Raw genomic sequence first — 24219 nt, forward strand, 5'->3', positions numbered from 1 at the left:
ATCGATGCGTTGATTCGGACCCTACGGCGCATTGCCGACGACCACCACCACACGCACGACGACCACCGCGGCTGGTAGCGCGGTAACTAGTAGGGTCGAAGTCAGCGAGGATGCGATCACAGGGAACCTTATCATCAGTAAAAAAAGTCAGGTTTTTATAAAAACACAGGCGCAAAATTCGCACAACAGGTTTATTGGCGCAGCATAAAAAACGCGCGTCAGATCACGCTTTACCCGAAATGCCCAGCACGCGCGCTTCCGGTGCGCTGCCGTCCAGCAGGGCCTGCGTCGGGCCGTCGTAGTAGATGCGGCCGTCGACCACCAGCAGCGTGCGCGGTGCGATGCGTGCGGCGTCGTCGAGATTGTGCGACACCATCAGCAGCGTCAGATTACGCTGTTCGCACACCGTCTGCAGCAGCTGCAACATCTCGTTGCGCAGCGCCGGATCGAGCGCCGAGAAGGGCTCGTCGAGCAGCAGGATCGGCCGTTGGCGAATCAAACAGCGCGCCAGCGCGGCGCGCTGACGCTGGCCGCCGGAAAGCTGCGACGGCAGGCGCTCCAGGTGCTCCTCCAGGCCGACCTGACGGGCGATATGCGCCCGCTGTTGGCGCTGTTGTTCAGTCAGGCGCAGGCCGGGATCCAATCCCAGCCCGATGTTCTGCGCCACCGTCAGGTGCGCGAACAGGTTGTTCTCCTGAAACAGCATCGACACCGGCCGTTTGGCCGGCGGCGTGGCGGTATGATCTTCGCCGTTCAGCAGCAGCCGGCCGCTGGCCGCCGGCAGAAAACCGGCGATCAGGCTCAGCAGGGTGCTTTTACCGGCGCCGCTGGGGCCGAGCACCGCGACGCGCTCGCCCGGCTGGATGCGCAGATCAAAGCGCATCGGCAGGTGTTCATACAGGTAGGTCAGTTTTTCAAGCGTCAGCATGGCGCCCCGGTAAGCGTTCGATCAGGGTAAACAGCAGGAAGCACAGCAGCAGCAGCAGCAGCGCGGTCACCGCCCCGTCGTTGCTGCGGTAGGCGCCAATCTGCTGATACAGGTAAAAAGGCAGGGTACGGAAATGCTCATTGCCAAACAAGGCGACCACGCCGAAATCGCCGATCGACAGCACGCAGGCGAAGGCCAGCGCCTGCGCCAGCGGGCGGCGCAGCGCGCGCAGTTCGATCAGCCGCAGCCGCTGCCAACCGCGGATATCCAGCGACAGGCACAGCGGGTTGTAACGTTCGGCGAGGTCGCGCATCGGGTTCTCCAACACCTTCAGCGCATAGGGCACCGCCATCAGCGCATTGGTGAGGATCACCAGCGCATAGGGCGACTGCGGCAGCCCAATCGTATCGCTCAGCAGCAGGAAGAAGCCAGTGGCCAGCACGATGCCCGGCATCGCCAGGATCACCATGCCGCTCAGCTCCAGCGCCTGGCCGCCGCGCAGTTGCTGTCGCAGCTTCAGCTCGCGGCTGCTCCACAGCAGCATCATCGTGAGCGCCACGCACAATAGCCCGGCGCCGAGGGCGATGCGCAGCGACGTGAACAGCGCCTGCCACAGCACCGGCTGGCGCAGCACGCTGACGACGGCCTGATTGGCGCCGTCGGCAATCACCGCCAGCAGGGGCGGCAGCAGCAGCAGCAGCGCGGCGGCGATCAGCAGAAAATCGCTGATGCGCCGCCACCGGCTGTCTTCCGGGTTGCGCCAGCGCTGGGCGTGGGTATGGCCCACCGGCAGCACCTGGCTCAGGCGCTGGCTGATCAACACCAGCCCCAGACAACAGCTTAACTGGATCAGCGCCAGCATGGCGGCGCGGCCCAGATCGTAGTCGTAACTCAGCGCCTGGTAGATCGCCAGTTCGATGGTGGTGGCCTGCGGTCCGCCGCCCAGCGACAGCACGGTGGCGAAGCTGGCGAAACACAGCATGAAGATCAACGCGCCGCTCGGCAGGATCTGGCGGCGCAGCGCCGGCCATTCGACGAAGCGGAACTGCTGCCAGCCGCTCATACCCAGTTGGGCGGCTAGTTGGCGCTGCTCCACCGGAATGTTCTCCAGCGCCTGCAGCAACAGGCGGGCGGCCAGTGGCAGGTTAAAGAACAGGTGCGCCAGCAGAATGCCCTGCAGCCCGTAGGGCGAGAAGCCATATTCGACGCCCAGCCAACCGCACAGCGTCGCCAGCCAGCCCTGGCGCCCATAGACGCTGAGCAGGCCGAACACCGCCACCAGCACCGGCAGCACCAGCGTCATGGCGCACAGCCGCAGCAACAGCTGCCGGCCGGGGAAACGGCGGCGATAGAGCGCGCGCGCCAGCAGAACGGCGGGCAGCACCGAAATCAGCGCTGACAGCAGCGCCTGCCAGAAGGTGAAGCGCACCACGTGCCACAGGTAGCTGTCCTGCCACAGGCCGCGCCAGTCGCTGTCCGGCGCATGGCGCCACAGCGAGCCCATCGCCAGTGCGGCGACCAGCAGGATCACGCCGGCGGCCAGCAGCCCCGGCCAGAGCCAGCGGGGGATCAGCGGCTGACGGCGGTTTGCCATGCCCGGATCCAGCCGCCGCGTTGTGTGGCCACCTCTTCGGCGCTGTATTGCAGCGCGGTATGCGGCACGTTCATCTGCTCAAAACCGACGGGCAGCGGGGTGTTGATCACCGGGTACATCCAGTTGCCGGTCGGGATGGTGTTCTGGAATGCCGGCGTCACCATGAACCGCATGAAACGCTCGGCCAGCCCAGGCTGTTTGGCGGCTTTCAGCTTGCCGGCCACTTCCACCTGCAGGTAGTGGCCTTCGCTGAACGTGGCGGCGGCGTAAAGGTCTTTTTTCTCTGCGATCAGGTGATAGGCGGGAGAAGTGGTGTAGCTGAGCACCAGATCGCCTTCGCCTTTTAGGAACAGGCCGTAGGCCTCGCTCCAACCTTTGGTGACGGTGACGGTCTTCTTCGCTAACTGCTGCCAGGCGGCCGGCGCCTTGTCGCCATACACTTTTTGCATCCACAGCAGCAGGCCGAGGCCCGGCGTGCTGGTGCGCGGATCTTCGTAAATCACCTTCCAGTCGCGATCGCTGCTGATCAGCTCCTGCAGGCTTTTCGGTGGATTCTTCAGTTTTTCTTTGTTGTAGACGAAGGCGAAGTACCCGTAGTCGTAAGGCACGAAGGTCGTATCCTGCCAGCCGCCCGGCACCGTCAGTTTGGCGGTGTCGACGCCGCTCGGCGCGAACAGGCCGGTTTGCTGCGCCGCCTGCAACAGGTTGTTGTCCAACCCCAGTACCACGTCGGCGGCGCTGTTCTTGCCCTCCATGCGCAGGCGGTTCAGCAGCGAGACGCCGTCTTCCAGCGCGACGAACTTCAGTTCACAGTCGCACTCGGCTTCGAAGGCTTTTTTCACCGCCGGGCCAGGGCCCCAGTCGGCGGCGAAGGAATCGTAGGTGTATACCGTCAGCGTCGGCTTGGCGAACACCGGCGCGGCGCACAGCAGCAATAAGCAGGGCAGATATTTTTTGACCACGTTGCACTCCTGAAAAATAAGGGGGCAAGGGCATCTGAGGGGGCGAGGCGGCGTCGCCGGTTCGCTGGGCTCAAATCCCTCCGCCGGTATTGACCGGATCAGGTTCGACGGGTGTGCTCTCAGCGGAAAATCGGGCTTATGCACACGGCCCGACTCACCGCACCCCGTTGAGACGGCGCTATTGTAAAGATTAACCGACCCGGGCGAAAGGCGCTTATGCCTCCGGCGGGGCAAACCAGGCTGACTTGAAGTCGAACCAGCCGAGGGTGTTCATTCGCACGCCGCGCATGCTGCGCTGGCCGTGCAGCTGCAGCCAGTGGTGGAACAGCGGATGTAGCTGGTGGTTGCTGACTAGCCGCTGGCAAAACTCCGCCAGCGGCAAGCGGTTGGCGCGCCACAGCGCCGCATCCTCCGCCAGATCCTCGTTCATGCAGTGCTGCATCAGCGGCAGTTCGTACAGCGTGGCGAACAGCGAAAACTCCAGCGGCAGATAGAAGTTGGCGCTGCCGAGCCACAGATCGCTGCGCGCGTCGCCCTGGTGCCAGGTGGCGTAATCCACGCTTTGTACGATCAGGCGGATGCCGTGCTGCGCCAACAGCGGTTCGATCGCCTGGCGAATGGCGTGAAACTCCGAATGCTCATTGAAGTGGGTCATCGTCAGTTCAGTCAGCCCCGCCGGTTTGGGTTGCTGCGCCAGCGTGCGGTTGTGGTGCCAGCGCGGCAGCAGGCCGTATGCCGGCGACCAATAGCGCTGGTAGAGCGGCCCGGCGTGGCTCAGCAGCGAAATGGGGTTGATCAATTCGCACAGCCAGCTGCGAATGGCGGGGTCGGCGGCCAGCGGGGAACGCTGATCGAACAGCAAGAAATAACAGCCCTCTTCCAGTCGGCTTTCCAGTTCGTTTTTGCCGGTTTCATCGCCCTGCAGCTGCACGCCGGAGTGCACCAGCTCTTCGGAGAACTCCGGCAGCACCCAGATGTTCACCTCGTCGATCAGCGCCCGGTAGCCGAAATAGTCGTCGAAGGCGTGGATCTTCATCTGGCTGGGAAGATTGCGCACCACGCGGTAGGGGCCGGTGCCGACCGGATGGCGGGCGAAGTCCGGCAGTTCGCGCCATTCGCGCGGCAGGATCATGGCCTGCACGCTGCCCAGCAGCCAGGGTAGCCAGTGGTCGGGGCTGCGCAGATGCACGTCGATAACGAACGGCGTCGGCGAGGTGACGCTTTCGATATGTGAGAACAGCGGTTGCGAGGTGAGACGCGAGAGGGAAGTGATGACGTCTGCCATCTCCAGCTCACGGCCGTGATGAAAATGGATCGCCGGGCGCAGGTAAAACCGCCAGTGCAAGGGCGTCAGCGCCTGCCAATGGTGGGACAGATCGGACTCCAGTTCCCCGTTTTCCTCATTTATGCGCGTCAGGCCGTTGAAGATCTGGCGCGCCAAATGGGTTTCCGAACGCCGCAGCGCCGAGCCGGGCAGCAGGTTGTACAACTGCCGGTAGTAGAGCACCCGCAGGATGTGTTTACCCTGGCGGAAGCTACGCCCCAGCTGCGACAGCAGCATTTGGCGCACCACGTTTTTGTCGCCCACCAGCTGCACCAACTGATCGATGCGATCCTGTTCCAACAGCTCCTCGGCCCGCTGTTGCTGCAGCGCCAGGCCGGTGTAGTGGAAGGTTAACCGTGAACGCTTGCCGCGCCCCGACTCCGCCTGCCAGGTGAGCCAGCCTTCCCGCTGCATGGCGCTCAGCAGGGAGCGCACGTGGCGCCGCGAGCAGCTGAGCACCTCCGCCAGATCCTGCAGGGTGGTGTCGGTGGTTTCACCGTGGCAGCGCTGCCACAGGCGGATGAACTGTTGCTGCAATCTGGACGTGGACATAAAAGAGGAACGCTCCCGCCTCAACTCGTCAATTTTTCTTTCCCTATATTACGCCGATAATTTTCATCAATGAAAGGGGAGGGCGTAATCATGAAAGCTTTCTTATCCAAACAGTTCTATCAGCGCTATTTCAGCGCGGTGCGCCGTCAACGCGCCGACTGGCTGAGCGTGGTGCCCGAACAGGCGCGGCTGGCGATGCTGGCACACCTGACGCAATGGGACATCAAAGAGATGACCGATAAGCAATATCGCGAGCACCTGTAGGGGCTGCGGCAACAAGTTTCTGAGTAATGGTGCTGTTTCACCAGCCAGTGGGGCAACCCACTGGTTTTTTTATGCATGGACATGGCGATGCGCTTGCATTTTTCTTGCCGTGGCCTAAGGTTCTTTCTTCTGCTTTGAGGTCAGGGAAGACGATATGCAACGCCTGAGCCGGTTGTCACTGCGCATTAACCCCATCTTTGCCGCATTCCTACTGATCGCTTTTCTCTCCGGCATCGCCGGCGCATTGCTGACGCCGACGCTCAGCCTGTTTCTGACCACCGAAGTTAAGGTGCGGCCGCTGTGGGTCGGGCTGTTTTATACCGCCAACGCGGTGGCCGGCATCGTCGTCAGCTTCCTGCTGGCCAAACGTTCCGACACCCGCGGCGATCGCCGCAGGCTGATCCTGCTGTGCTGCCTGATGGCGGTCGGTAACTGCCTGTTGTTCGCCTTTAACCGCGACTACCTGACGCTGATCACCGCCGGGGTGCTGATGTCCGCCGTTGCCAACACCGCCATGCCGCAGATCTTCGCGCTGGCGCGGGAATATGCCGATAGCGAGGCGCGTGAAGTAGTGATGTTCAGCTCGGTGATGCGCGCCCAGCTTTCGCTGGCGTGGGTGATCGGCCCGCCGCTGTCGTTTGCGTTGGCGCTGAACTACGGATTCACCGTGATGTTCCTGATTGCCGCCGCCACCTTCGCGGTTTGCGTGCTGCTGGTGGGGTTTATGCTGCCTTCGGTGCCGCGCGCGGCGGAAAATGAGGGGCTGCAGGGTGGGGTGTCTGCGCCGATCGCGCCCGCCAGTGCCTGGCGCAATCGCGACGTACGGCTGCTGTTCATCGCCTCAATGCTGATGTGGACCTGCAACACCTTGTATATCATCGATATGCCGCTGTATATCACCGCCGATCTCGGCCTGCCGGAAGGGTTGGCCGGGGTGTTGATGGGTACCGCCGCCGGGCTGGAGATCCCGGCGATGCTGCTGGCCGGTTACTACGTCAAACGTTTCGGCAAGCGCAACATGATGCTGCTGGCGGTGGTGGCAGGCGTGCTGTTTTACCTCGGGCTGACGGTACTGGAGAGCAAGCCGGCCCTGATCGCGCTGCAGCTGCTCAACGCGGTGTTTATCGGTATCGTCGCCGGTATCGGCATGCTCTATTTTCAGGATTTGATGCCGGGCCGACCGGGCGCCGCCACCACGCTGTTCACCAACAGTATCTCGACCGGGGTGATCCTGGCCGGGGTGCTGCAGGGCGCACTGGTGGAGAACCTCGGTCATGGCTCGGTGTATTGGATGGCGGCGCTGTTGGCGCTGGCGGCGCTCGGGATGAGCGCCAAAGTGCGTGAAGTGTGAGGTTAAACGACGGCATTCTTGATGCAAGTCATTGAGAAGGCTGAAGCGGACGCCCAAGCTGAAGGCATATGGAGCGCGATCGTTGCGCCCACGCCCGTCTCGCTATTGAGATGCCGCCTTGTTGTTTAGAACAGTGGGAACGTTATGGATAAACTCACACCGCTCAAACCGCTTCCTTCCTTGTGCGCCCTGGCCGCCACGCTGATTATCTGGTTCCTCATTCCCGTGCCGGAGGGCGTTGCGCCCAACGCCTGGCAGCTGCTGGCGCTGTTTATCGGCACCATCATCGCCATTATCGGCAAAGCGATGCCGATTGGCGCGGTCTCGGTGATCGCCATCGCCCTGGTGGCGGTGACCGGCGTCACCAATCCCGGCAAGCCGGGGGCCGCGCTGGACGATGCGCTCAGCGGTTTTTCCAACCAACTGATCTGGCTGATCGGCTTTTCGATCATGATCTCCCTCAGCCTGAACAAAACCGGGCTGGGCGCGCGCATCGGCTACTATTTTATTTCGCTGTTCGGCAAAAAAACGCTGGGCATCGCCTATGCGCTGACGCTGGCGGAAACCACGCTGGCGCCGGTGACGCCGAGCAACACCGCGCGCGGCGGCGGCATCATTCACCCGATCATGAAATCGATCGCCGACAGTTTCGGTTCAAAACCGGAGCTCAATACCTCCGGCAAGATCGGCCGCTACCTGTCGCTGGTGAACTACAACATCAACCCGGTCACCTCGGCGATGTTTATCACCGCCACTGCGCCTAACCCGTTGATCGTCAGCCTGATCGCCAAAGGCACCCATGGCAGCTTCGAGCTGTCCTGGTCGATGTGGGCGATTGCCGCCCTGGTACCTGGGCTGTGTTCGCTGCTCGTGATGCCGCTGGTCATCTACCTGCTGTATCCGCCGGAGGTGAAAAGCACCCCGGACGCGCCGCGCTTCGCGCGCGAAAAACTGCAGGCGTTGGGGCCGGTGACGCTGCCGGAAAAAATTACCCTCGGGGTGTTCGCGCTGTTGCTGATACTGTGGGCCGGCATTCCGGCGATGATCTTCGGCCCGGCGCTGGCGGTCAATCCCACCACCGCGGCGCTGATCGGCTTGGCGGTGCTGCTGGCCACTGGCGTGCTGAGCTGGGAGGATGTGCTGAAGCATAAAGGGGCCTGGGACACCGTGGTGTGGTTCTCGGCGTTGGTGATGATGGCCAGTTTCCTCGGCAAGCTGGGGCTGATCGGCTGGCTGTCGCAGACCGTGGGCAACGGCATTGACCATATGGGTATGAGCTGGGTGGGCGGTACGATCTTGCTGACTCTCATCTACTTGTATTCGCACTATTTCTTCGCCAGCACCACCGCGCACGTGACGGCGATGTTCGCCGCCTTCTTCGCCGCCGGCATCGCGCTTGGCGCGCCACCGGCGCTGCTGGGCCTGATCCTGGCGTTTTCTTCTTCGCTGATGATGTCGCTGACGCATTACGGCACCGGCACCGCGCCGATCATCTTTGGCTCCGGCTATGTGACGCTGGGAGAATGGTGGAAAGCGGGATGGGTGATGAGTGTGGTTAACCTGCTGATCTGGATGCTGATCGGCGGGGCGTGGTGGAAGCTGCTGGGCTACTGGTGAGGAAAAAATTCACCCGCCGGGCGGCGGGTGAAGGGGATTAATTCAGAAACGCCGGCTGCTGCGCTTCGTAGCGGGAGATGTCCGCTTCGTGCTGCAGCGTCAGGCCGATGCTGTCCAGCCCGTTGATCATGCAGTGGCGGCGGAAGCTGTCGATTTCGAACGGATAGCTTTTGCCGCCGGCGTTGACCGTCTGGTTCTCCAGATCCACCACGAACTCCGTCCCTTCGTTGGCGTCTACCAGTTTGAACAGTTCATCCACCTGCTGCTCGCTCAGCGTTACCGGCAACAGCTGGTTGTTAAATGAGTTGCCGTAGAAGATATCGGCGAAGCTCGGCGCGATCACCACTTTGAACCCGTAGTCGGTCAGCGCCCAAGGGGCGTGTTCGCGCGAGGAGCCGCAGCCGAAGTTCTCCCGCGCCAACAGGATGCTGGCGCCTTTATAGCGCGGTTTGTTCAGCACGAACGCCGGGTTCGGTTGCTGGCCGGCATCGTCGAGGAAGCGCCAGTCGTTGAACAGATGCTGGCCGAAACCGGTGCGGGTGACCTTCTGTAAGAACTGCTTGGGAATAATGGCGTCGGTGTCGACGTTGGCCGCATCCAAAGGCACCACTAAGCCGGTATGTTGAGTAAATTTAGCCACGTTAGCCCCTTAGTGAATATCACGGATGTCGGCGAAGTGACCGGCGACGGCGGCCGCGGCCGCCATCGCCGGGCTGACCAGGTGGGTGCGCCCACCGCGGCCCTGACGCCCTTCGAAATTACGGTTGCTGGTGGATGCGCAGCGCTCGCCCGGATTCAGACGGTCGTTGTTCATTGCCAGACACATTGAGCAACCCGGCAAACGCCATTCGAAACCGGCTTCGATAAAGATTTTGTCCAACCCTTCGGCTTCCGCCTGGGCCTTCACCGGGCCGGATCCCGGCACCACGATGGCCTGCACGCCGCTGGCGACCTTGCGCCCTTTGGCGATCGCCGCCGCCGCGCGCAGATCTTCGATGCGGGAGTTGGTGCAGGAGCCGATGAACACTTTGTCGATCGGCACGTCGGTCAATTTGATGCCCGGCTTCAAATCCATGTAGGCCAGCGCTTTCTCGGCGGAGGCGCGCTCGACCGGATCGTTGAACGATTCCGGCGCCGGGATCGCCTGATTGACGGCGATCACCTGGCCGGGATTGGTGCCCCAGGTGACCTGCGGCGCGATTTCTTCGGCGCGCAGCGTCACCACGGTATCGAACTGGGCGTCGGCGTCGGACTTCAACGTGCGCCAGTAAGCGACCGCCTGCTCCCAGTTTTCGCCGGTTGGCGCGAACTGGCGCCCCTTCAGGTAGGCGAAGGTGGTGTCGTCCGGCGCCACTAAGCCGGCTTTGGCGCCCATTTCGATCGCCATGTTGCACAGGGTCATGCGGCCTTCCATGCTCAACGCTTCGATCGCCTTGCCGCAGAACTCCACCACGTGGCCGGTGCCGCCGGCGCTGCCGGTTTTGCCGATCACCGCCAGCACGATGTCTTTGGCGGTGATGCCCTCGGCGGCGTCGCCGGTAACCTCAATCTTCATGGTTTTGGCCCGGCCCTGCTTCAGGGTTTGGGTCGCCAGCACGTGTTCCACTTCGGAGGTGCCGATGCCGAACGCCAGCGAGCCGAAAGCGCCGTGGGTGGCGGTGTGCGAGTCGCCGCAGACGATGGTCATGCCCGGCAGCGTCATGCCTTGCTCAGGCCCGATCACGTGCACGATGCCCTGGAAGGGGTGATTCAGGTCATATAACGAAACACCGAATTCCGCGCAGTTCTTGATCAACTCCTGCATCTGGATACGTGCCATCTCGCCGCTGGCGTTGATGTCTTTGGTCTGGGTCGACACGTTGTGATCCATGGTGGCGAAGGTTTTGCCGGGCTGGCGTACCTTGCGGCCCATGGCGCGCAGGCCGTCGAACGCCTGCGGCGAGGTGACTTCGTGCACTAGGTGACGGTCGATATACAGCAACGGCGTTTCGTTCGGCGCTTCGTATACCACGTGGGCGTCGTACAGCTTCTGATATAAGGTCTTGGCCATGTTATGCCCCCTGAGCTACAAAGCGAGCGATGATGTCGCCCATTTCATCGGTGCTGACGGCTTTGCCGTCACCGGCCAGATCGGCGGTGCGGTAGCCCTGTTCCAACGCCTGGTTGATGGCGCGCTCCACGGCGTCGGCCGCTTCATCGGCGCCCAGGCTGTAACGCAGCAGCAGGGTGGCGGACAGGATCTGCGCAATTGGGTTGGCGATGCCTTTGCCTGCAATATCCGGCGCGGAACCGCCCGCCGGTTCGTACAGGCCGAAGCCTTGCTCGTTCAGGCTGGCGGATGGCAACATGCCCATCGAGCCGGTGATCATCGCGCATTCGTCGGACAGGATGTCGCCGAACAGGTTGGAGCACAGCAGCACGTCGAATTGGGACGGATCCTTGATCAGCTGCATGGTGGCGTTGTCGATATACATGTGCGACAGCGACACGTCCGGGTAATCCTTGGCAACCTGATTGACCACTTCACGCCACAGGATGGAGCTTTGCAGTACGTTGGCCTTGTCGATCGACGTCACCTTGTGGCGGCGCTTGCGGGCGGATTCGAAGGCGATGCGTGCGATGCGTTCAATCTCGAAACGGTGATACACCTCGGTATCGAAAGCGCGCTCCTGCATGCCCTGGCCTTCGCGGCCCTTCGGTTGGCCAAAGTAGATGCCACCGGTCAGTTCGCGCACGCACAGAATGTCGAAGCCGCGGGCGGCGATGTCGGCGCGCAGCGGGCAGAATGCCTCCAGCCCTTGATACAGGCGGGCCGGGCGCAGGTTGCTGAACAGTTTGAAGTGCTTGCGCAGCGGCAACAGCGCGCCGCGTTCCGGCTGCTCGGCCGGCGGCAGGTGTTCCCATTTCGGGCCGCCCACCGAGCCGAACAGGATGGCGTCGGCCTGCTCGCAGCCGGCGACGGTCGCCGCCGGCAACGGGCTGCCGTGGCGATCGATGGCGATGCCGCCGACGTCGTACTCGGCGGTGGTGATGCGAATATCAAAGCGTTGACGCACTGCGTCCAATACTTTGCGCGCCTGAGCCATTACTTCCGGGCCGATGCCGTCTCCGGGCAAGACGGCAATGTGATAAGTCTTCGTCATGTTCACACCGTTTCCTGATTATTTTGATGTTTGTTTTGCTGCAGGCGCTGCTTTTCTTTTTCTACCTGCTGTGAGCGCCAAATATTGTTCAACACGTGCACCATTGCCTTGGCAGAGGATTCGACGATGTCGGTCGCCAGGCCTACGCCGTGGAAGCGGCGGCCGTTGTAAGAGACGACGATATCCACCTGGCCCAGCGCGTCGCGGCCATGGCCCTTGGCGGTCAACTGGTACTTCACCAGCTCGATCGGGTAATCGGTGATGCGATTGATCGCCTGATAGACCGCATCGACCGGGCCGTTGCCGGTGGCGGCTTCGGCTTTCTCTTCGCCGCCGCAGATCAGTTTCACCGAGGCGGTGGCCATGATGCTGCTGCCGGACTGCACGCTGAAGTAGCCCAGGCTGAAGTGCTCCGGCTCTTCCTGCTGTTTATTGATGAAGGCCAGCGCCTCCAGGTCATAGTCGAACACCTGGCCTTTTTTGTCGGCCAACTTCAGGAAGACGGCATACAGGGTATCCAGGTTGTAGTCCTGCTCCTGGTAGCCCATCTCTTCCATGCGGTGTTTCACCGCCGCGCGGCCGGAGCGGGAGGTCAGGTTCAACTGCACGTCCTTCAGGCCGATCGACTGCGGGGTCATGATTTCGTAGTTTTCGCGGTTCTTCAGCACGCCGTCCTGGTGAATGCCGGAGGAGTGGGCGAAGGCGTTGGAGCCGACGATCGCCTTGTTGGCCGGAATCGGCATGTTGCACAGCTGGCTGACGATCTGGCTGGTGCGGAAGATTTCCTGATGATTGATGTTGGTGTGCACGTTCATGATGTCCTGGCGCACTTTAATCGCCATGATCACCTCTTCCAGTGAACAGTTGCCGGCGCGCTCACCGATGCCGTTCAGGGTGCCTTCCACCTGACGGGCGCCGGCCTGGACCGCGGCAATAGAGTTGCCGACCGCCATGCCCAAATCGTCGTGGCAGTGTACGGAAATGATGGCTTTGTCGATGTTCGGCACGCGGTCATACAAGGTGGTGATGATGCCGCCGAACTGGTTCGGCGTGGTGTAGCCGACGGTGTCCGGAATATTGATGGTGGTGGCGCCGGCGTTGATGGCGGCTTCGACCACGCGGCACAGATTGTCGATCGGCGTGCGGCCGGCGTCTTCACAGGAGAACTCTACGTCGTCGGTGTAGTTGCGGGCGCGTTTGACAGAGCGCACCGCCATCTCCAACACTTCGTCGAACGAGCGCTTCAGCTTAGATTCGATATGCAGGGTGGAGGTGGCCAGGAACACGTGGATGCGGAACGCTTCGGCGACGCGCAGCGCTTCGGCAGCCACGTCGATGTCTTTGTCCACGCAGCGGGCCAGGCCGCAGACGCGACTGTTCTTGATCTGGCGCGCGATGGTTTGCACCGATTCGAAGTCGCCCGGCGAAGAGACCGGGAAGCCGACTTCCATCACGTCAACGCCCATTCTTTCCAGCGCCAGCGCAATCTGAATCTTCTCTTTTACGCTCAGGCTGGCCTGCAATGCCTGTTCGCCGTCACGCAGAGTGGTATCGAAAATAATGACTTGTTGGCTCATCGGTGCATTCCTTATCGTGTTGATTTCACGCTAAGCGGGCAAAAAAAAACCCGCGCAGTAGCGCGGGTTTCTTATGGGTGATCGGCTGAGTCAGCTCCGAACTTCATCCACAGGCATACCGCGCAAACAAGATGCGTTGAGTAGTAGGCCTAGTAGACGGTGGGTACGGATCATAAGGGTTCAGCTTCTCTTAAATTGGGTGTCTGCCTAATTTGATACGTGATTGGCCTGGCGATGTCAACACCTGATTGAATGCGGGGACAATGCACCGGCTAAGTGGCCAAACAGAGGAACATTCGGTAAAAATGCGGTGCTCTAGAGAAAAAGTGGGGCGCAGTTTGCGCGTTGCTTAGCATAAACGAATCGAATAGAGACTGCGCTAATTGCTTCTGGATTTTGTTGGGTTAAGATTTGTGATGAAAATTAAGAGAGATTAATCACGGGAGGCAACAAAATAACATTTTTAATTCAAATGATTGAAATTGGATTCATATGATTAATTGATTGTTTTAGTCATAATATAACAAAATAATGCGATTTTACACAAAGTGAGCGGTGTTTTTAGATGGTTTGATTGCTTATGATGTGTTTTTATAGTTTGTCTCATACAGTGCGGTTACGTTGTTTAATTGTATTAATCATTGTTAATACCTAATTGTTGGTACCACCCAGGTAGCATTCTTCCTGCTGACGGGATAAGTGACTGACATGCATTCCATATACGACTTATATCGTGTCGATAACACGAGGTTTTTTATCGGCTCATGACGGTAATAGCAGGATTTGTCGTGCAAAGATAAGACAATGCGGCGTTTCATTGTTTTTCGAGCATAAGGATTAGATTATCTACACAGGATTTAGTGGAGTGAAATATGGCTGAATATGATTCAGAAATCGCCATGGTCAAAGAGCCGGCGGACATCCATTTGCGCAGCGTCGATCTTAATTTGCTGACGGTGTTTGACGCCGTGATGCAAATGCAAAATATTACGCGAGCCGCTAATTCGTTGGGGATGTCGCAGCCGGCGGTGAGTAACGCGGTGGCGCGCCTGAAGGTGATGTTCAACGATGAACTGTTTGTGCGCTGCGGGCGCGGGATTCAGCCCACTATGCGCGCCAGGCAGCTGTTCGGGCCGGTGCGGCAAGCGCTGCAGCTGGTGCAAAATGAGTTGCCGGGATCTGAGTTTGAGCCGCTGACCAGCACGCGAGCGTTCTCCTTGTCGCTGTGCAGCCCGCTCGATTTACGTCTGGGCGCTGGAATAATCAATCACGTCAAACAGATCGCGCCGCAGCTTAACCTGCAAATAAAGTCATACATTAACAATAATATCGAACATCAATTGCGTTATCAGGACGTCGAGTTTGTCATCGGCTACAGCCGTTTCGAGTCGGCGGAGTTTCGCAGCCTGGCAATGTTCGACGACGAATTAGTGCTGGCGGTCGCGCAGGCGCACCCGCGAATAGGGGAGGAGGTGACGCCGGAGAAAATGTTGGCCGAACAGCACGCGGCAGTTTCCCTGGAAAGTTTTGGTTCTTTCAGTAAACCTTTTTATTTAGAGGAACCGATGCTGCGCACCGTGACACAACAGTGCACGGATCTCTACAGCGTGTTGAATATGGTGTCGCAAACGGACATGGTGGCGATTGCGCCCGCCTGGCTGGTGCGGCAACAGACGGAAGCGTTGAAAATAAAGTCGGTTCCTTTATGTGGCAACGATAATAAAGCTACTTGCTATCTCTCCTGGCATGAATCCTCCGAGCGGGATAAAGGCCACCAGTGGATGAAATCCGTTCTGATTGAGGCCGGTAACCCAAAGTAACGCGATAAAAAATGGGGTCATACAAAAATAATATTCAACTGAGCGTTTTTTTCTCATGATAAAAGCTAAGAACTATCTGGGTTTTTATTAAGATGTTTCTTGGTTTTGCGGCGATAAAATAACTTATTTTCAGGGTGGGTTGGTTCGTTTACCAAAAATAATTAATATAAATTAATATTCTGATTTTTACTTTTCGGCTGGTATTTTAAACTAATTCGATGCGGCGGCCCGGATGGGCCGCGTTTTATTGCTGCCACCCAACCTTTTCTTTCCCGTTCTGTCCAACCCATGAAAGCGCGAAAGCCGGCCTGAGTTTTGGCTCACACTTCTACGCTGAAATCACTTTTCCCTCTGCCTGAGAGTAGGTAGACTGCGCGGAAAAAAGTAAACACGTGTAAGCTGAGATGAGGGCCGCAAGGCGTCGTTCAGGCTTAACTGTATGATTCATTTCAGGCTTAGAGCACTATGATCACTAATCTGCTGCAATACCATTTGATCCATCGTATACAGCATCAAATCACCCATCGAGCCAATCGCACAGCTTTTCGCCAATGGTCGCCCAACGGCGAGTTTCAACTGACCTGGGGAGAGGCTGCCACCCGCATCGATCGCATTGCCGCCGGGCTGTTGGCCCTTGGGGCCGAAGTGCAAGAGCGCATCGGTATATTCGCCAATAACGGCATAGCCTGGTCGTTGGCCGATCTCGCTATCCTGCATCTGCGCGGCGTCAGCGTGCCGCTGTATTCCACCAATACGCCGGCGCAGGCGGCGTTCGTCACCAACGACGCCGACATCCGTATACTGTTCGTCGGGGAGCAGGCGCAGCTTGACGCCGCCATCGCGCTGCGCGGCGTTTGCCCACAGCTGCGCCATATTATCGTGTTTGACGAGGATGCCGATCTGCGCGGCTGCGAGATCGCACAGCATCTGAGCGCCTTCGAGCGTGCCGCCGATCCGGCGGCTTTTATCGTTCAACGTCGGCAGCGCATTGAAGAGTGCGACCTTCAGGATCTCTTCACCCTGATCTATACCTCGGGCACCACCGGTGAGCCTAAGGGGGTGATGCTGGACTACCGCAATCTGGCGGCGCAGCTCTACCTGCATGATGAAAGGCTGACGGTCGGCGAAGAAGATGTGTCGCTCAGTTTCCTGCCGCTGTCGCACGTGTTCGAGCGTGCCTGGAGCTTCTTTGTGATGCATTCCGGCGCGCAGAACGTCTTCCTGCCGAACACCGACTGGGTGCGGGAAGCGATGGGGCAGGTCCGCCCGACGCTGATGTGCGCGGTACCGCGTTTCTACGAGAAGATTTTCAGCGCGGTGCATGAAAAAGTGGCGCGCGCCCCTTGGCTGCGCCGCGCGCTGTTCCACTGGGCGATCGTCTGCGGGGAGCGCAAGTTCCTGCAGGAGCGGGCCGGCAAACCGTTGGGCAAACTGTTCGAACTCTCCCATCGCTGGGCCGACAAGCTGGTATTGAGCAAGCTGCGCGGTATCCTCGGCGGCCGGGTGCGCTTTCTACCGGCGGCGGGTGCCAAGCTGGATGACAATGTGATCCTGTTCTTCCAGGCGATGGGCGTCAACATCAAGTACGGCTACGGCATGACCGAAACCTGTGCGACCGTGTCCTGCTGGGAGGAAGGGCATTTCCGTTTCGGCTCCATCGGCAAACCGCTGCCGGAGGTCGAGGTGCGCATCGGTGAAGAAAATGAAATCCAGGTGCGAGGGCCGATCGTGATGCGCGGCTATTTCAACAAGCCATTGGAAACCGCCGCGACCTTTACCGCAGACGGCTGGCTGAAAACCGGCGATGCCGGGGCGATCGATGAAGAGGGCAATCTGTTCATCACCGAGCGCCTGAAGGATTTGATGAAAACCTCCGGCGGCAAATACATCGCGCCGCAGATGCTGGAAGGTACGCTGGCGCAGGACCGTTTTATCGAACAGGTGGCGATCATCGCCGATGCGCGCAAGTTCGTTTCCGCGCTGATCGTGCCGTGCTTTGAGTCGCTGGAAGAGTACGCGAAGTCAGTCAACCTGAAGTACCAAGATCGTCTGGAACTGCTGCGCAACGGTGAAATTCTCGAGATGTTCGAAAAGCGTCTGCGCGAGATGCAAAAGGAGCTGGCGCGCTTCGAACAGGTGAAGAAGTTCACTCTGCTGCCGGCGGCCTTTTCCATGGAGCTGGGAGAGCTGACGCCAACGCTGAAGCTGCGCCGCAAAGTGATCCTGCAGCGCTATCAGCGTGAAATCGACTCAATGTACCAGGAACAGGCTTGACGCCGCCGCCGGATCGCGCGTCCGGCGAAAAAAACGGCATATACCTCGCCTGATTTAGTTCTGTAATTTTCCCTCTGTTCGAAACAATGCCTAGCCTGACGCCTCTGGGGCTAGCGCATTGTTTTTATAAAGCCGCGATCTCCAGCCGCTTGGCAATAACCCCGCCGCTGTTAAGCCATTTTGCCGTTTGCCTGCCCCATCTTCTGACGTTATGTTAATTCGATAGCGACAACCCATAAAAATTTAGGGGCATTGCCCCGCAGCAGGCGCTACGTTCCGGCGCCAGAGAAGAATAAGCAAGCCTGGAGGCAAACCCATGGAGATGTTGTCAGGAGCCGAGATGGTCGTCCGATCGTTGATCGATCAGGGCGTTAAGCATGTATTCGGCTATCCCGGCGGGGCGGTGCTCGATATCTACGACGCCCTGCATACGGTCGGAGGGATCGATCATATTCTGGTGCGCCACGAGCAAGGTGCGGTGCACATGGCCGACGGTTACGCGCGCGCCACCGGTGAAGTGGGCGTGGTGTTGGTGACCTCAGGCCCCGGCGCCACCAACGCCATTACCGGTATCGCTACCGCTTATATGGACTCGATCCCGATGGTGGTGCTGTCGGGGCAGGTGCCCAGCTCGCTGATCGGCTACGACGCCTTCCAGGAGTGCGATATGGTGGGGATTTCGCGCCCGGTGGTGAAGCACAGCTTCCTGGTAAAACGCACCGAAGACATCCCGGCGGTGTTGAAGAAGGCGTTCTACCTGGCTTCCAGCGGCCGCCCCGGCCCGGTAGTGATCGATCTGCCGAAAGACATTGTCGGCCCGGCGGTGCGGATGCCTTATGCCTACCCGCAGGACGTGAGCATGCGTTCTTATAACCCGACGGTGCAGGGCCACCGCGGGCAGATCAAACGCGCGTTACAAACCATTCTGGCGGCCAAAAAGCCGGTGATGTACGTCGGCGGCGGCGCGATCAACGCCGGTTGTGAAGCTGAATTACTGTCGTTGGCGGAGCAGCTGAACCTGCCGGTAACCAGCAGCCTGATGGGATTGGGCGCTTTCCCCGGCACCCATCGTCAGAGCGTCGGTATGCTCGGCATGCACGGAACCTATGAAGCCAACAAAACCATGCACCATGCCGACGTGATCTTCGCCGTAGGCGTGCGCTTCGACGATCGCACCACCAACAATCTGGCTAAATACTGCCCGGACGCCACCGTGCTGCACATTGATATCGATCCGACTTCGATCTCCAAAACGGTGGACGCCGATATTCCGATCGTCGGTGATGCCAAGCAGGTGTTGGTTCAAATGCTGGAGTTGCTGGCGCAGGATGAGAAAGCGCAGGATCACGATGCGCTGCGCGACTGGTGGCAGTCTATCGAGCAGTGGCGTGCCCGCGACTGCCTGGGTTACGACAAGCACAGCGGCACCATCAAGCCGCAGGCGGTGATCGAAACCCTGCACCGCCTGACCAAAGGCGACGCCTACGTCACCTCGGACGTGGGCCAGCACCAGATGTTCGCCGCGCTCTATTATCCGTTCGACAAACCGCGCCGCTGGATCAACTCCGGCGGCCTCGGCACCATGGGCTTCGGCCTGCCGGCGGCATTGGGCGTCAAGCTGGCGCTGCCGGAAGAAACCGTGGTGTGCGTGACCGGCGACGGCAGCATTCAGATGAATATTCAGGAGCTGTCCACTGCGCTGCAATATAACCTGCCGGTGGTGGTGGTGAACCTCAACAACCGCTATCTGGGCATGGTGAAGCAGTGGCAGGACATGATTTATTCCGGCCGCCATTCGCAGTCTTACATGGATTCGCTGCCGGACTTCGTCAAGCTGGCCGAGGCTTACGGCCATGTCGGCATCGCCATCCGCACGCCGGATGAGCTGGAAAGTAAGCTGGCGCAGGCGCTGGCGGAAAAAGAGCGGCTGGTGTTCGTCGACGTGACCGTCGATGAAACCGAACATGTTTACCCGATGCAGATCCGCGGCGGAAGCATGGACGAAATGTGGCTTAGCAAAACGGAGAGGACCTGATCATGCGCCGTATTTTATCTGTCTTGCTGGAAAACGAATCCGGCGCCTTGTCGCGCGTGGTCGGGCTGTTCTCCCAGCGCGGTTATAACATTGAAAGCCTGACGGTGGCGCCGACCGACGATCCGACGCTGTCGCGCATGACTATCCAGACCGTCGGCGACGAGAAAGTGCTGGAGCAGATTGAGAAACAGCTGCACAAGCTGGTGGACGTGCTGCGCGTCAGCGAGCTGGTGCAAGGCGCTCACGTCGAGCGCGAGATCATGCTGGTGAAGCTGCAGGCCAGCGGTTATGGCCGTGAAGAGGTGAAACGCTGCGCCGACATTTTCCGCGGCCAGATCGTCGATGTGACGGCGACGCTGTACACGGTACAGCTGGCCGGCACCAGCGACAAGCTCGACGCCTTCCTGAGCGCGGTGCGTGAAGTGGCGGAGATTGTGGAAGTGGCGCGTTCCGGCGTGGTCGGCGTGTCGCGCGGCGACAAAATCATGCGCTGAGCGCGGTTTAGTGGCGAATAATCGGGGCGCGGCATGGCTGCGCCCTTTGTTTTTCGGCATTTTTTTGCCCGATTGCTGGCACCTTTCGGCAAAAGCGGTTGCTAGGTAGTGTTTTCTGCTGTTAGATCGCAGAGGCTGGATTGAATAACCGCACGGGATGTCATGGTTAATCCGAGCACAGCCTTCACTTCTATTTTCAGCGTCATTAAGGGGTTAATGTGAAACTGGATGAAATCGCGCGTCTCGCGGGCGTTTCGCGCACGACGGCCAGTTATGTCATCAACGGCAAGGCGAAGCAGTATCGTGTCAGCGATAAAACCGTCGAGAAAGTGATGGCCGTGGTCAGGGAGCATAACTACCACCCGAATGCCGTCGCGGCAGGGCTGCGCGCTGGGCGCACCCGTTCTATCGGTCTGGTGATCCCGGATCTGGAAAATACCAGCTATACCCGTATCGCCAACTACCTGGAGCGTCAGGCGCGCCAGCGTGGTTATCAATTGCTGATCGCCTGCTCCGAAGATCAGCCGGACAACGAAATGCGCTGTATCGAGCACTTGCTGCAGCGTCAGGTGGACGCCATCATCGTTTCCACCGCCTTGCCGCCGGAGCACCCCTTCTATCAACGCTGGGCCAACGATCCGCTGCCGATCATCGCACTGGACCGCGCGTTGGATCGCGAGCATTTCATCAGCGTCGTCGGGGCCGACGAGGAAGATGCCTTTGCGCTGGCGCAGGAGCTGCGCACCTTCCCGGCGGAGTCGGTACTGTACCTGGGCGCCTTGCCGGAGCTTTCGGTCAGCTTCCTGCGTGAGCAGGGCTTCCGTCAGGCCTGGCAAGAGGATCCTCGCCATGTCGATTATCTGTACGCCAACAGCTATGAGCGTGAGGCCGCCGGCGCGCTGTTTGCTGAATGGCTGAAAACGCACCCGATGCCGCAGGCGCTGTTCACCACGTCGTTCTCTTTATTGCAGGGCGTGATGGACGTGACGCTGAAGCAACGCGGCCGTTTGCCGACCGATCTGGCGATTGCCACCTTCGGCGACCATGAGCTGTTGGATTTTCTGGAGTGCCCGGTGCTCGCGGTAGCGCAGCGCCATCGCGACGTGGCCGAACGCGTGCTGGAGCTGGTGTTGGCCAGCCTGGACGAACCGCGTAAACCCAAACCGGGACTGACGCGGATACGCCGTAATCTGTTCCGCCGCGGTAGCCTGAGCCGCAAATAGGCCGCTCTACAGGAGCCCGCGTTGTCGGGCTCCTGGTTTAGACGTAACCCGCGACCCGAAACAGCCGTCGGCAATATTCCAGGAAATAGCCATACACTACGCCCATCGCCATGGAGACCAGCGCATTGCTGGTCACCGCCGCCAGCATTTGTTGGCCGTCGGCGCCCACGCTCCACAGAATGGCGGCATAAACCGGCGACTGGAAACTGACGTAAGCCAGCAGATCGGCGAGGTTGCGCAGTAGGAATTGGCCGCGTGGGCAGCGGCGTGCCGTGCGGATAAACAGATCGCGATAGCGGCCGTAAGGCCAGGCGATCAGGATGTTGACCGGGATCGACAGCAGGCGCGAAGAGAGGGATTGCTGGAAGCTCATGCCGGAGATCAACACTTCTATCGCCATGCCGGCGATAAAGCAGTACACCACCAGTGCGAACGTATCGGCAGCGGCGCTACGCCAGTGAGGGGCGGGCGAAAGCATGCACTCTCTCCTTTTTGGTTAATGTTCTGTTAAATTATTTATTCGTAGTTGTTAGTTCTGGTTTTTGCGCTTTATATAGTGTACTAATCTGTATTGTGTTTTTTAACTGGATTTAAATTTTTATTTTTAACATTTGTTCGGTTTTTGTCCCGCAGAACAGGGGCACAGGATGGGACAGGGAGATTAAAATCGGTGAATTTAAATAAATTCATTAAAAACATGCAGTTGCGATTTTTGGTGTTTGAAGAGGTTTTTTTCCGGCAAAAATTGTGGAAATAAAGGTGTAAGAAAATGAAACCATAATTGTAAACAGGTATTTTGGGAATAATCTTACCAAATTGATTTAAATCGAAATTACTTCTGCTCGTAATATCCGAGCCATTTATTTTTATCGTGCTCTCATCATGGCGGGACAAATTGAAGTAAAATAGCGCGCAGTTTCACGGTGAATAACGATTGAGCGTTATTAACTCAAGGGGTTATGGCCTTATTCTTCGGTCGATTCGCCAGGCGCCGAGCCTTGGCGGGCGCGGGGCGGCAGCGGTTACAGCCCTGAGATTGCCGAGCTGAAAAATGAGACATGGCTTGCAGAAGGAAGTAATGAGTTAATTAATCGCCAGTTCGTCAGGTTTTTAATCAGATTCTTTCCGCTTAGAAAATTCTCTCCGTTTATCATGGTGTTAATTTTTAATCGTCGAATAATCAGAGTTTCTTTCGCGAGTCAGCTCCCAAAATGACCAGAGAAATATTGCCAAAGCGCTGGCGCTCTGGCTTGACAAGGTTTTCATACCCTCCGTAAACTCCATTGTGTGGGAATTTGTGGGGTAAAGTGGTGAAAACGGTCACTAAGGGGTAGCTCAGGAATGTTCCGTGGAGCGACGATGGTCAACCTCGACAGCAAAGGGCGGCTCGCCGTACCTACCCGATATCGGGAATTGCTCAACGAGGAATCGCAAGGCCAAATGGTCTGTACCATTGACCTCCATCAGCCCTGCCTGCTGCTTTATCCTTTGCCCGAATGGGAAATTATTGAACAAAAATTATCACGTCTGTCGAGCATGAATCCCGCCGAGCGCCGCGTTCAGCGCCTGCTGTTGGGGCATGCCAGTGAGTGTCAGATGGATAGTGCCGGTCGTTTGCTGCTTGCCAATACGCTGCGGCAACACGCCGGGCTCACAAAAGAAGTGATGCTGGTCGGTCAGTTCAACAAGTTTGAACTGTGGGATGAACAGACCTGGTATCAACAAGTCAAGGATGATATTGACGCTGAACAGTCGACTCAGGAACCGTTGTCTGAGCGGCTACAGGACTTGTCGCTATAAGCATGTTGGAAAACTATAAACACACCACCGTCCTGCTGGACGAAGCCGTCAACGGCCTGAACATCCGCAGCAACGGCATATATATCGACGGTACTTTTGGTCGCGGTGGCCATTCTCGTCTGATTCTGTCCCAGCTGGGGCCGGAAGGGCGCTTGCTGGCAATTGACCGTGACCCTCAGGCGATTGCAGCCGCCAAATCTATTGAAGATCCTCGTTTTACCATCGTACACGGCCCATTTTCCGAGTTGTCGCACTATGTGCGGGAGCGCGAACTGGTCGGCAAGATCGACGGCGTTCTGCTCGATCTGGGCGTTTCCTCGCCGCAGCTTGACGACGCAGAGCGCGGGTTCTCCTTCATGCGCGACGGTCCGCTGGACATGCGCATGGATCCGTCCACCGGCCTGTCCGCCGCGGATTGGCTGATGAAGGCCGAGGCGGACGATATCGCCTGGGTGCTGAAAACCTTTGGCGAAGAGCGTTTCGCCAAGCGCATCGCACGCGCCATCGTCGAAAGAAACCGCGTGGAGCCGATGACGCGCACCAAAGAGTTGGCGGATCTGATTGCCGATGCCAGCCCGTTCCGTGAAAAGCACAAGCATCCGGCGACGCGCAGCTTCCAGGCGATCCGCATCTATATCAACAGCGAGCTGGAAGAGATCGAGCGTGCGCTCGACGGCGCGCTGGAAGTGCTGGCCCCACAGGGCCGTTTGTCGATCATAAGTTTCCACTCGCTGGAAGACCGCATCGTCAAACGCTTTATGCGTCACCACAGCCGCGGCGCTCAGGTGCCGGCGGGCATTCCGTTGACCGAAGAGCAACTGCGCAGCATGGGCGGACGAACGCTGAAAGCGCTGGGCAAAATGATGCCGTCGGAAGCGGAAGTGGCGGACAACCCGCGTGCGCGCAGCTCGGTGCTGCGTATTGCTGAGAGGATGCCCGCGTGATCGGCAACGAACGTCACGGTCTGGTTGGGGTCATTGGCGGCGATCTGCTGCGCAACGCCAAGATCCCCCTGATTTTACTGATTGCGTCACTGGTCTCCGCGATTTTCGTGGTGACTACCGCGCACCGCACCCGCCTGCTGACCGCCGAGCGCGAACAGCTGGTTCTGGAGCGCGATGCGCTGGACATCGAGTGGCGCAACCTGATTTTAGAAGAGAACGCCCTCGGCGATCACAGCCGGGTTGAACGTATCGCGACAGAAAAACTGCAGATGCAACACGTTGATCCATCGCAGGAAAATATCATCGTTAAACAATGA

21 protein-coding genes and 1 riboswitch are annotated in these 24219 nt (G+C 59.0%); of the genes, 11 read left to right on the forward strand and 10 right to left on the reverse strand.

The genetic code is table 11. The features are described 5' to 3' along the window. Positions 1–21 precede the first annotated feature (21 nt). From ivbL to sgrR, 5 genes are all read right to left on the reverse strand, one after another. On the reverse strand, positions 22–135 hold the full coding sequence (gene ivbL, locus ACJ8IL_RS11695; protein ID WP_154747116.1) for an ilvB operon leader peptide IvbL: 114 nt from the start codon (positions 133–135) through the stop codon (positions 22–24). A gap of 88 nt (positions 136–223) precedes the next feature. Beyond that, positions 224–928, reverse strand: coding sequence for a thiamine ABC transporter ATP-binding protein ThiQ (thiQ, locus tag ACJ8IL_RS11700; RefSeq protein ID WP_025301552.1), 705 nt, complete (start codon positions 926–928; stop codon positions 224–226). Next, entirely contained in the window at positions 915–2522 is a 1608-nt protein-coding gene (thiP, locus tag ACJ8IL_RS11705; RefSeq protein WP_089180558.1) for a thiamine/thiamine pyrophosphate ABC transporter permease ThiP, read from the reverse strand. Before thiP ends, thiQ begins: the two co-directional genes overlap by 14 nt. Then, positions 2498–3484: a thiamine ABC transporter substrate binding subunit gene (thiB, locus tag ACJ8IL_RS11710; protein ID WP_197836146.1), complete on the reverse strand. Its 987-nt coding sequence runs from the start codon at positions 3482–3484 to the stop codon at positions 2498–2500. Before thiB ends, thiP begins: the two co-directional genes overlap by 25 nt. A 57-nt stretch (positions 3485–3541) precedes the next feature. Next, a riboswitch (TPP riboswitch) is annotated at positions 3542–3661 on the reverse strand. Between the two features lie 37 nt (positions 3662–3698). Further along, on the reverse strand, positions 3699–5360 hold the full coding sequence (gene sgrR, locus ACJ8IL_RS11715) for an HTH-type transcriptional regulator SgrR (protein ID WP_197836144.1): 1662 nt from the start codon (positions 5358–5360) through the stop codon (positions 3699–3701). A 90-nt stretch (positions 5361–5450) separates the two neighbouring features. Here sgrR and sgrT point away from each other — a divergent pair, with 90 nt between their 5' ends. The 3 genes from sgrT to ACJ8IL_RS11730 all read left to right on the forward strand — a co-directional run bounded on the left by sgrT (position 5451) and on the right by ACJ8IL_RS11730 (position 8592). Further along, complete coding sequence (gene sgrT / locus ACJ8IL_RS11720; protein WP_071826098.1) at positions 5451–5624, forward strand: glucose uptake inhibitor SgrT; 174 nt, start codon at positions 5451–5453, stop codon at positions 5622–5624. A 154-nt stretch (positions 5625–5778) separates the two neighbouring features. Further along, the gene (locus ACJ8IL_RS11725; RefSeq protein ID WP_060434222.1) at positions 5779–6975 is read left to right on the forward strand and encodes a sugar efflux transporter; all 1197 of its coding nucleotides are present in this window, start codon (positions 5779–5781) and stop codon (positions 6973–6975) included. Between the two features lie 144 nt (positions 6976–7119). Next, positions 7120–8592 (forward strand): DASS family sodium-coupled anion symporter, encoded by a 1473-nt coding sequence (locus tag ACJ8IL_RS11730; RefSeq protein WP_025301557.1) that lies wholly within the window; start codon positions 7120–7122, stop codon positions 8590–8592. Between the two features lie 37 nt (positions 8593–8629). Here ACJ8IL_RS11730 and leuD read toward each other — a convergent pair whose 3' ends face one another. From leuD to leuA, 4 genes are read right to left on the reverse strand one after another with little or no spacing between them, the layout of a single operon-like run. Continuing rightward, positions 8630–9232 carry a 3-isopropylmalate dehydratase small subunit gene (gene leuD / locus ACJ8IL_RS11735; protein ID WP_004932829.1) on the reverse strand — a complete coding sequence of 201 codons (603 nt, stop codon included), beginning with the start codon at positions 9230–9232 and terminating at the stop codon, positions 8630–8632. A gap of 9 nt (positions 9233–9241) precedes the next feature. Further along, the gene (gene leuC, locus ACJ8IL_RS11740; protein ID WP_025301558.1) at positions 9242–10642 is read right to left on the reverse strand and encodes a 3-isopropylmalate dehydratase large subunit; all 1401 of its coding nucleotides are present in this window, start codon (positions 10640–10642) and stop codon (positions 9242–9244) included. Between the two features lies 1 nt (position 10643). After that, positions 10644–11735 (reverse strand): 3-isopropylmalate dehydrogenase, encoded by a 1092-nt coding sequence (leuB, locus tag ACJ8IL_RS11745; protein WP_025159635.1) that lies wholly within the window; start codon positions 11733–11735, stop codon positions 10644–10646. A gap of 2 nt (positions 11736–11737) precedes the next feature. After that, on the reverse strand, positions 11738–13312 hold the full coding sequence (leuA, locus tag ACJ8IL_RS11750; protein ID WP_442516554.1) for a 2-isopropylmalate synthase: 1575 nt from the start codon (positions 13310–13312) through the stop codon (positions 11738–11740). An 872-nt stretch (positions 13313–14184) separates the two neighbouring features. Here leuA and leuO point away from each other — a divergent pair. From leuO to cra, 5 genes are all read left to right on the forward strand, one after another. Then, complete coding sequence (leuO, locus tag ACJ8IL_RS11755; protein ID WP_025301560.1) at positions 14185–15132, forward strand: transcriptional regulator LeuO; 948 nt, start codon at positions 14185–14187, stop codon at positions 15130–15132. 465 nt (positions 15133–15597) lie between these two features. Further along, on the forward strand, positions 15598–17406 hold the full coding sequence (locus ACJ8IL_RS11760) for an AMP-dependent synthetase/ligase (RefSeq protein ID WP_043135941.1): 1809 nt from the start codon (positions 15598–15600) through the stop codon (positions 17404–17406). A gap of 316 nt (positions 17407–17722) precedes the next feature. Then, positions 17723–19441 (forward strand): acetolactate synthase 3 large subunit, encoded by a 1719-nt coding sequence (gene ilvI / locus ACJ8IL_RS11765; RefSeq protein WP_043135936.1) that lies wholly within the window; start codon positions 17723–17725, stop codon positions 19439–19441. 2 nt (positions 19442–19443) lie between these two features. Then, a complete protein-coding gene (gene ilvN, locus ACJ8IL_RS11770; protein ID WP_004932806.1) occupies positions 19444–19935 on the forward strand; it encodes an acetolactate synthase small subunit in 492 nt (163 codons plus the stop codon). A 218-nt stretch (positions 19936–20153) separates the two neighbouring features. Further along, positions 20154–21158, forward strand: a complete 1005-nt coding sequence (cra, locus tag ACJ8IL_RS11775) for a catabolite repressor/activator (RefSeq protein ID WP_025301563.1) — start codon at positions 20154–20156, stop codon at positions 21156–21158. A gap of 37 nt (positions 21159–21195) precedes the next feature. On the opposite strand, the gene ACJ8IL_RS11780 is transcribed toward cra, so the two are convergent. Then, positions 21196–21636, reverse strand: a complete 441-nt coding sequence (locus ACJ8IL_RS11780; RefSeq protein ID WP_025301564.1) for an L-alanine exporter AlaE — start codon at positions 21634–21636, stop codon at positions 21196–21198. A gap of 863 nt (positions 21637–22499) precedes the next feature. Between ACJ8IL_RS11780 and mraZ the strand changes: the two genes are divergently transcribed. The 3 genes from mraZ to ftsL are packed head-to-tail and all read left to right on the forward strand — an operon-like array spanning position 22500 to position 24219. After that, positions 22500–22958, forward strand: a complete 459-nt coding sequence (mraZ, locus tag ACJ8IL_RS11785; RefSeq protein ID WP_025159638.1) for a division/cell wall cluster transcriptional repressor MraZ — start codon at positions 22500–22502, stop codon at positions 22956–22958. Positions 22959–22960: 2 nt separating this feature from the next. Beyond that, complete coding sequence (gene rsmH, locus ACJ8IL_RS11790) at positions 22961–23902, forward strand: 16S rRNA (cytosine(1402)-N(4))-methyltransferase RsmH (protein WP_025301565.1); 942 nt, start codon at positions 22961–22963, stop codon at positions 23900–23902. Beyond that, positions 23899–24219: a cell division protein FtsL gene (gene ftsL, locus ACJ8IL_RS11795; protein ID WP_015376645.1), complete on the forward strand. Its 321-nt coding sequence runs from the start codon at positions 23899–23901 to the stop codon at positions 24217–24219. The genes rsmH and ftsL overlap by 4 nt, the downstream gene beginning before the upstream one ends.

This window comes from Serratia sp. CY47444, assembly GCF_052168635.1.
Lineage (GTDB): Bacteria > Pseudomonadota > Gammaproteobacteria > Enterobacterales > Enterobacteriaceae > Serratia > Serratia bockelmannii.

Bases quoted from the DNA above. Each gene is read 5' to 3' on its own strand.
- ivbL (WP_154747116.1), bottom strand. From the start codon at position 135: ATGATAAGGTTCCCTGTGATCGCATCCTCGCTGACTTCGACCCTACTA.
- thiQ (WP_025301552.1), bottom strand. From the start codon at position 928: ATGCTGACGCTTGAAAAACTGACCTACCTGTATGAACACCTGCCGATG.
- thiP (WP_089180558.1), bottom strand. From the start codon at position 2,522: ATGGCAAACCGCCGTCAGCCGCTGATCCCCCGCTGGCTCTGGCCGGGG.
- sgrR (WP_197836144.1), bottom strand. From the start codon at position 5,360: ATGTCCACGTCCAGATTGCAGCAACAGTTCATCCGCCTGTGGCAGCGC.
- sgrT (WP_071826098.1), top strand. From the start codon at position 5,451: ATGAAAGCTTTCTTATCCAAACAGTTCTATCAGCGCTATTTCAGCGCG.
- ACJ8IL_RS11725 (WP_060434222.1), top strand. From the start codon at position 5,779: ATGCAACGCCTGAGCCGGTTGTCACTGCGCATTAACCCCATCTTTGCC.
- ACJ8IL_RS11730 (WP_025301557.1), top strand. From the start codon at position 7,120: ATGGATAAACTCACACCGCTCAAACCGCTTCCTTCCTTGTGCGCCCTG.
- leuC (WP_025301558.1), bottom strand. From the start codon at position 10,642: ATGGCCAAGACCTTATATCAGAAGCTGTACGACGCCCACGTGGTATAC.
- leuB (WP_025159635.1), bottom strand. From the start codon at position 11,735: ATGACGAAGACTTATCACATTGCCGTCTTGCCCGGAGACGGCATCGGC.
- leuA (WP_442516554.1), bottom strand. From the start codon at position 13,312: ATGAGCCAACAAGTCATTATTTTCGATACCACTCTGCGTGACGGCGAA.
- leuO (WP_025301560.1), top strand. From the start codon at position 14,185: ATGGCTGAATATGATTCAGAAATCGCCATGGTCAAAGAGCCGGCGGAC.
- ACJ8IL_RS11760 (WP_043135941.1), top strand. From the start codon at position 15,598: ATGATCACTAATCTGCTGCAATACCATTTGATCCATCGTATACAGCAT.
- ilvI (WP_043135936.1), top strand. From the start codon at position 17,723: ATGGAGATGTTGTCAGGAGCCGAGATGGTCGTCCGATCGTTGATCGAT.
- ilvN (WP_004932806.1), top strand. From the start codon at position 19,444: ATGCGCCGTATTTTATCTGTCTTGCTGGAAAACGAATCCGGCGCCTTG.
- ACJ8IL_RS11780 (WP_025301564.1), bottom strand. From the start codon at position 21,636: ATGCTTTCGCCCGCCCCTCACTGGCGTAGCGCCGCTGCCGATACGTTC.
- mraZ (WP_025159638.1), top strand. From the start codon at position 22,500: ATGTTCCGTGGAGCGACGATGGTCAACCTCGACAGCAAAGGGCGGCTC.
- rsmH (WP_025301565.1), top strand. From the start codon at position 22,961: ATGTTGGAAAACTATAAACACACCACCGTCCTGCTGGACGAAGCCGTC.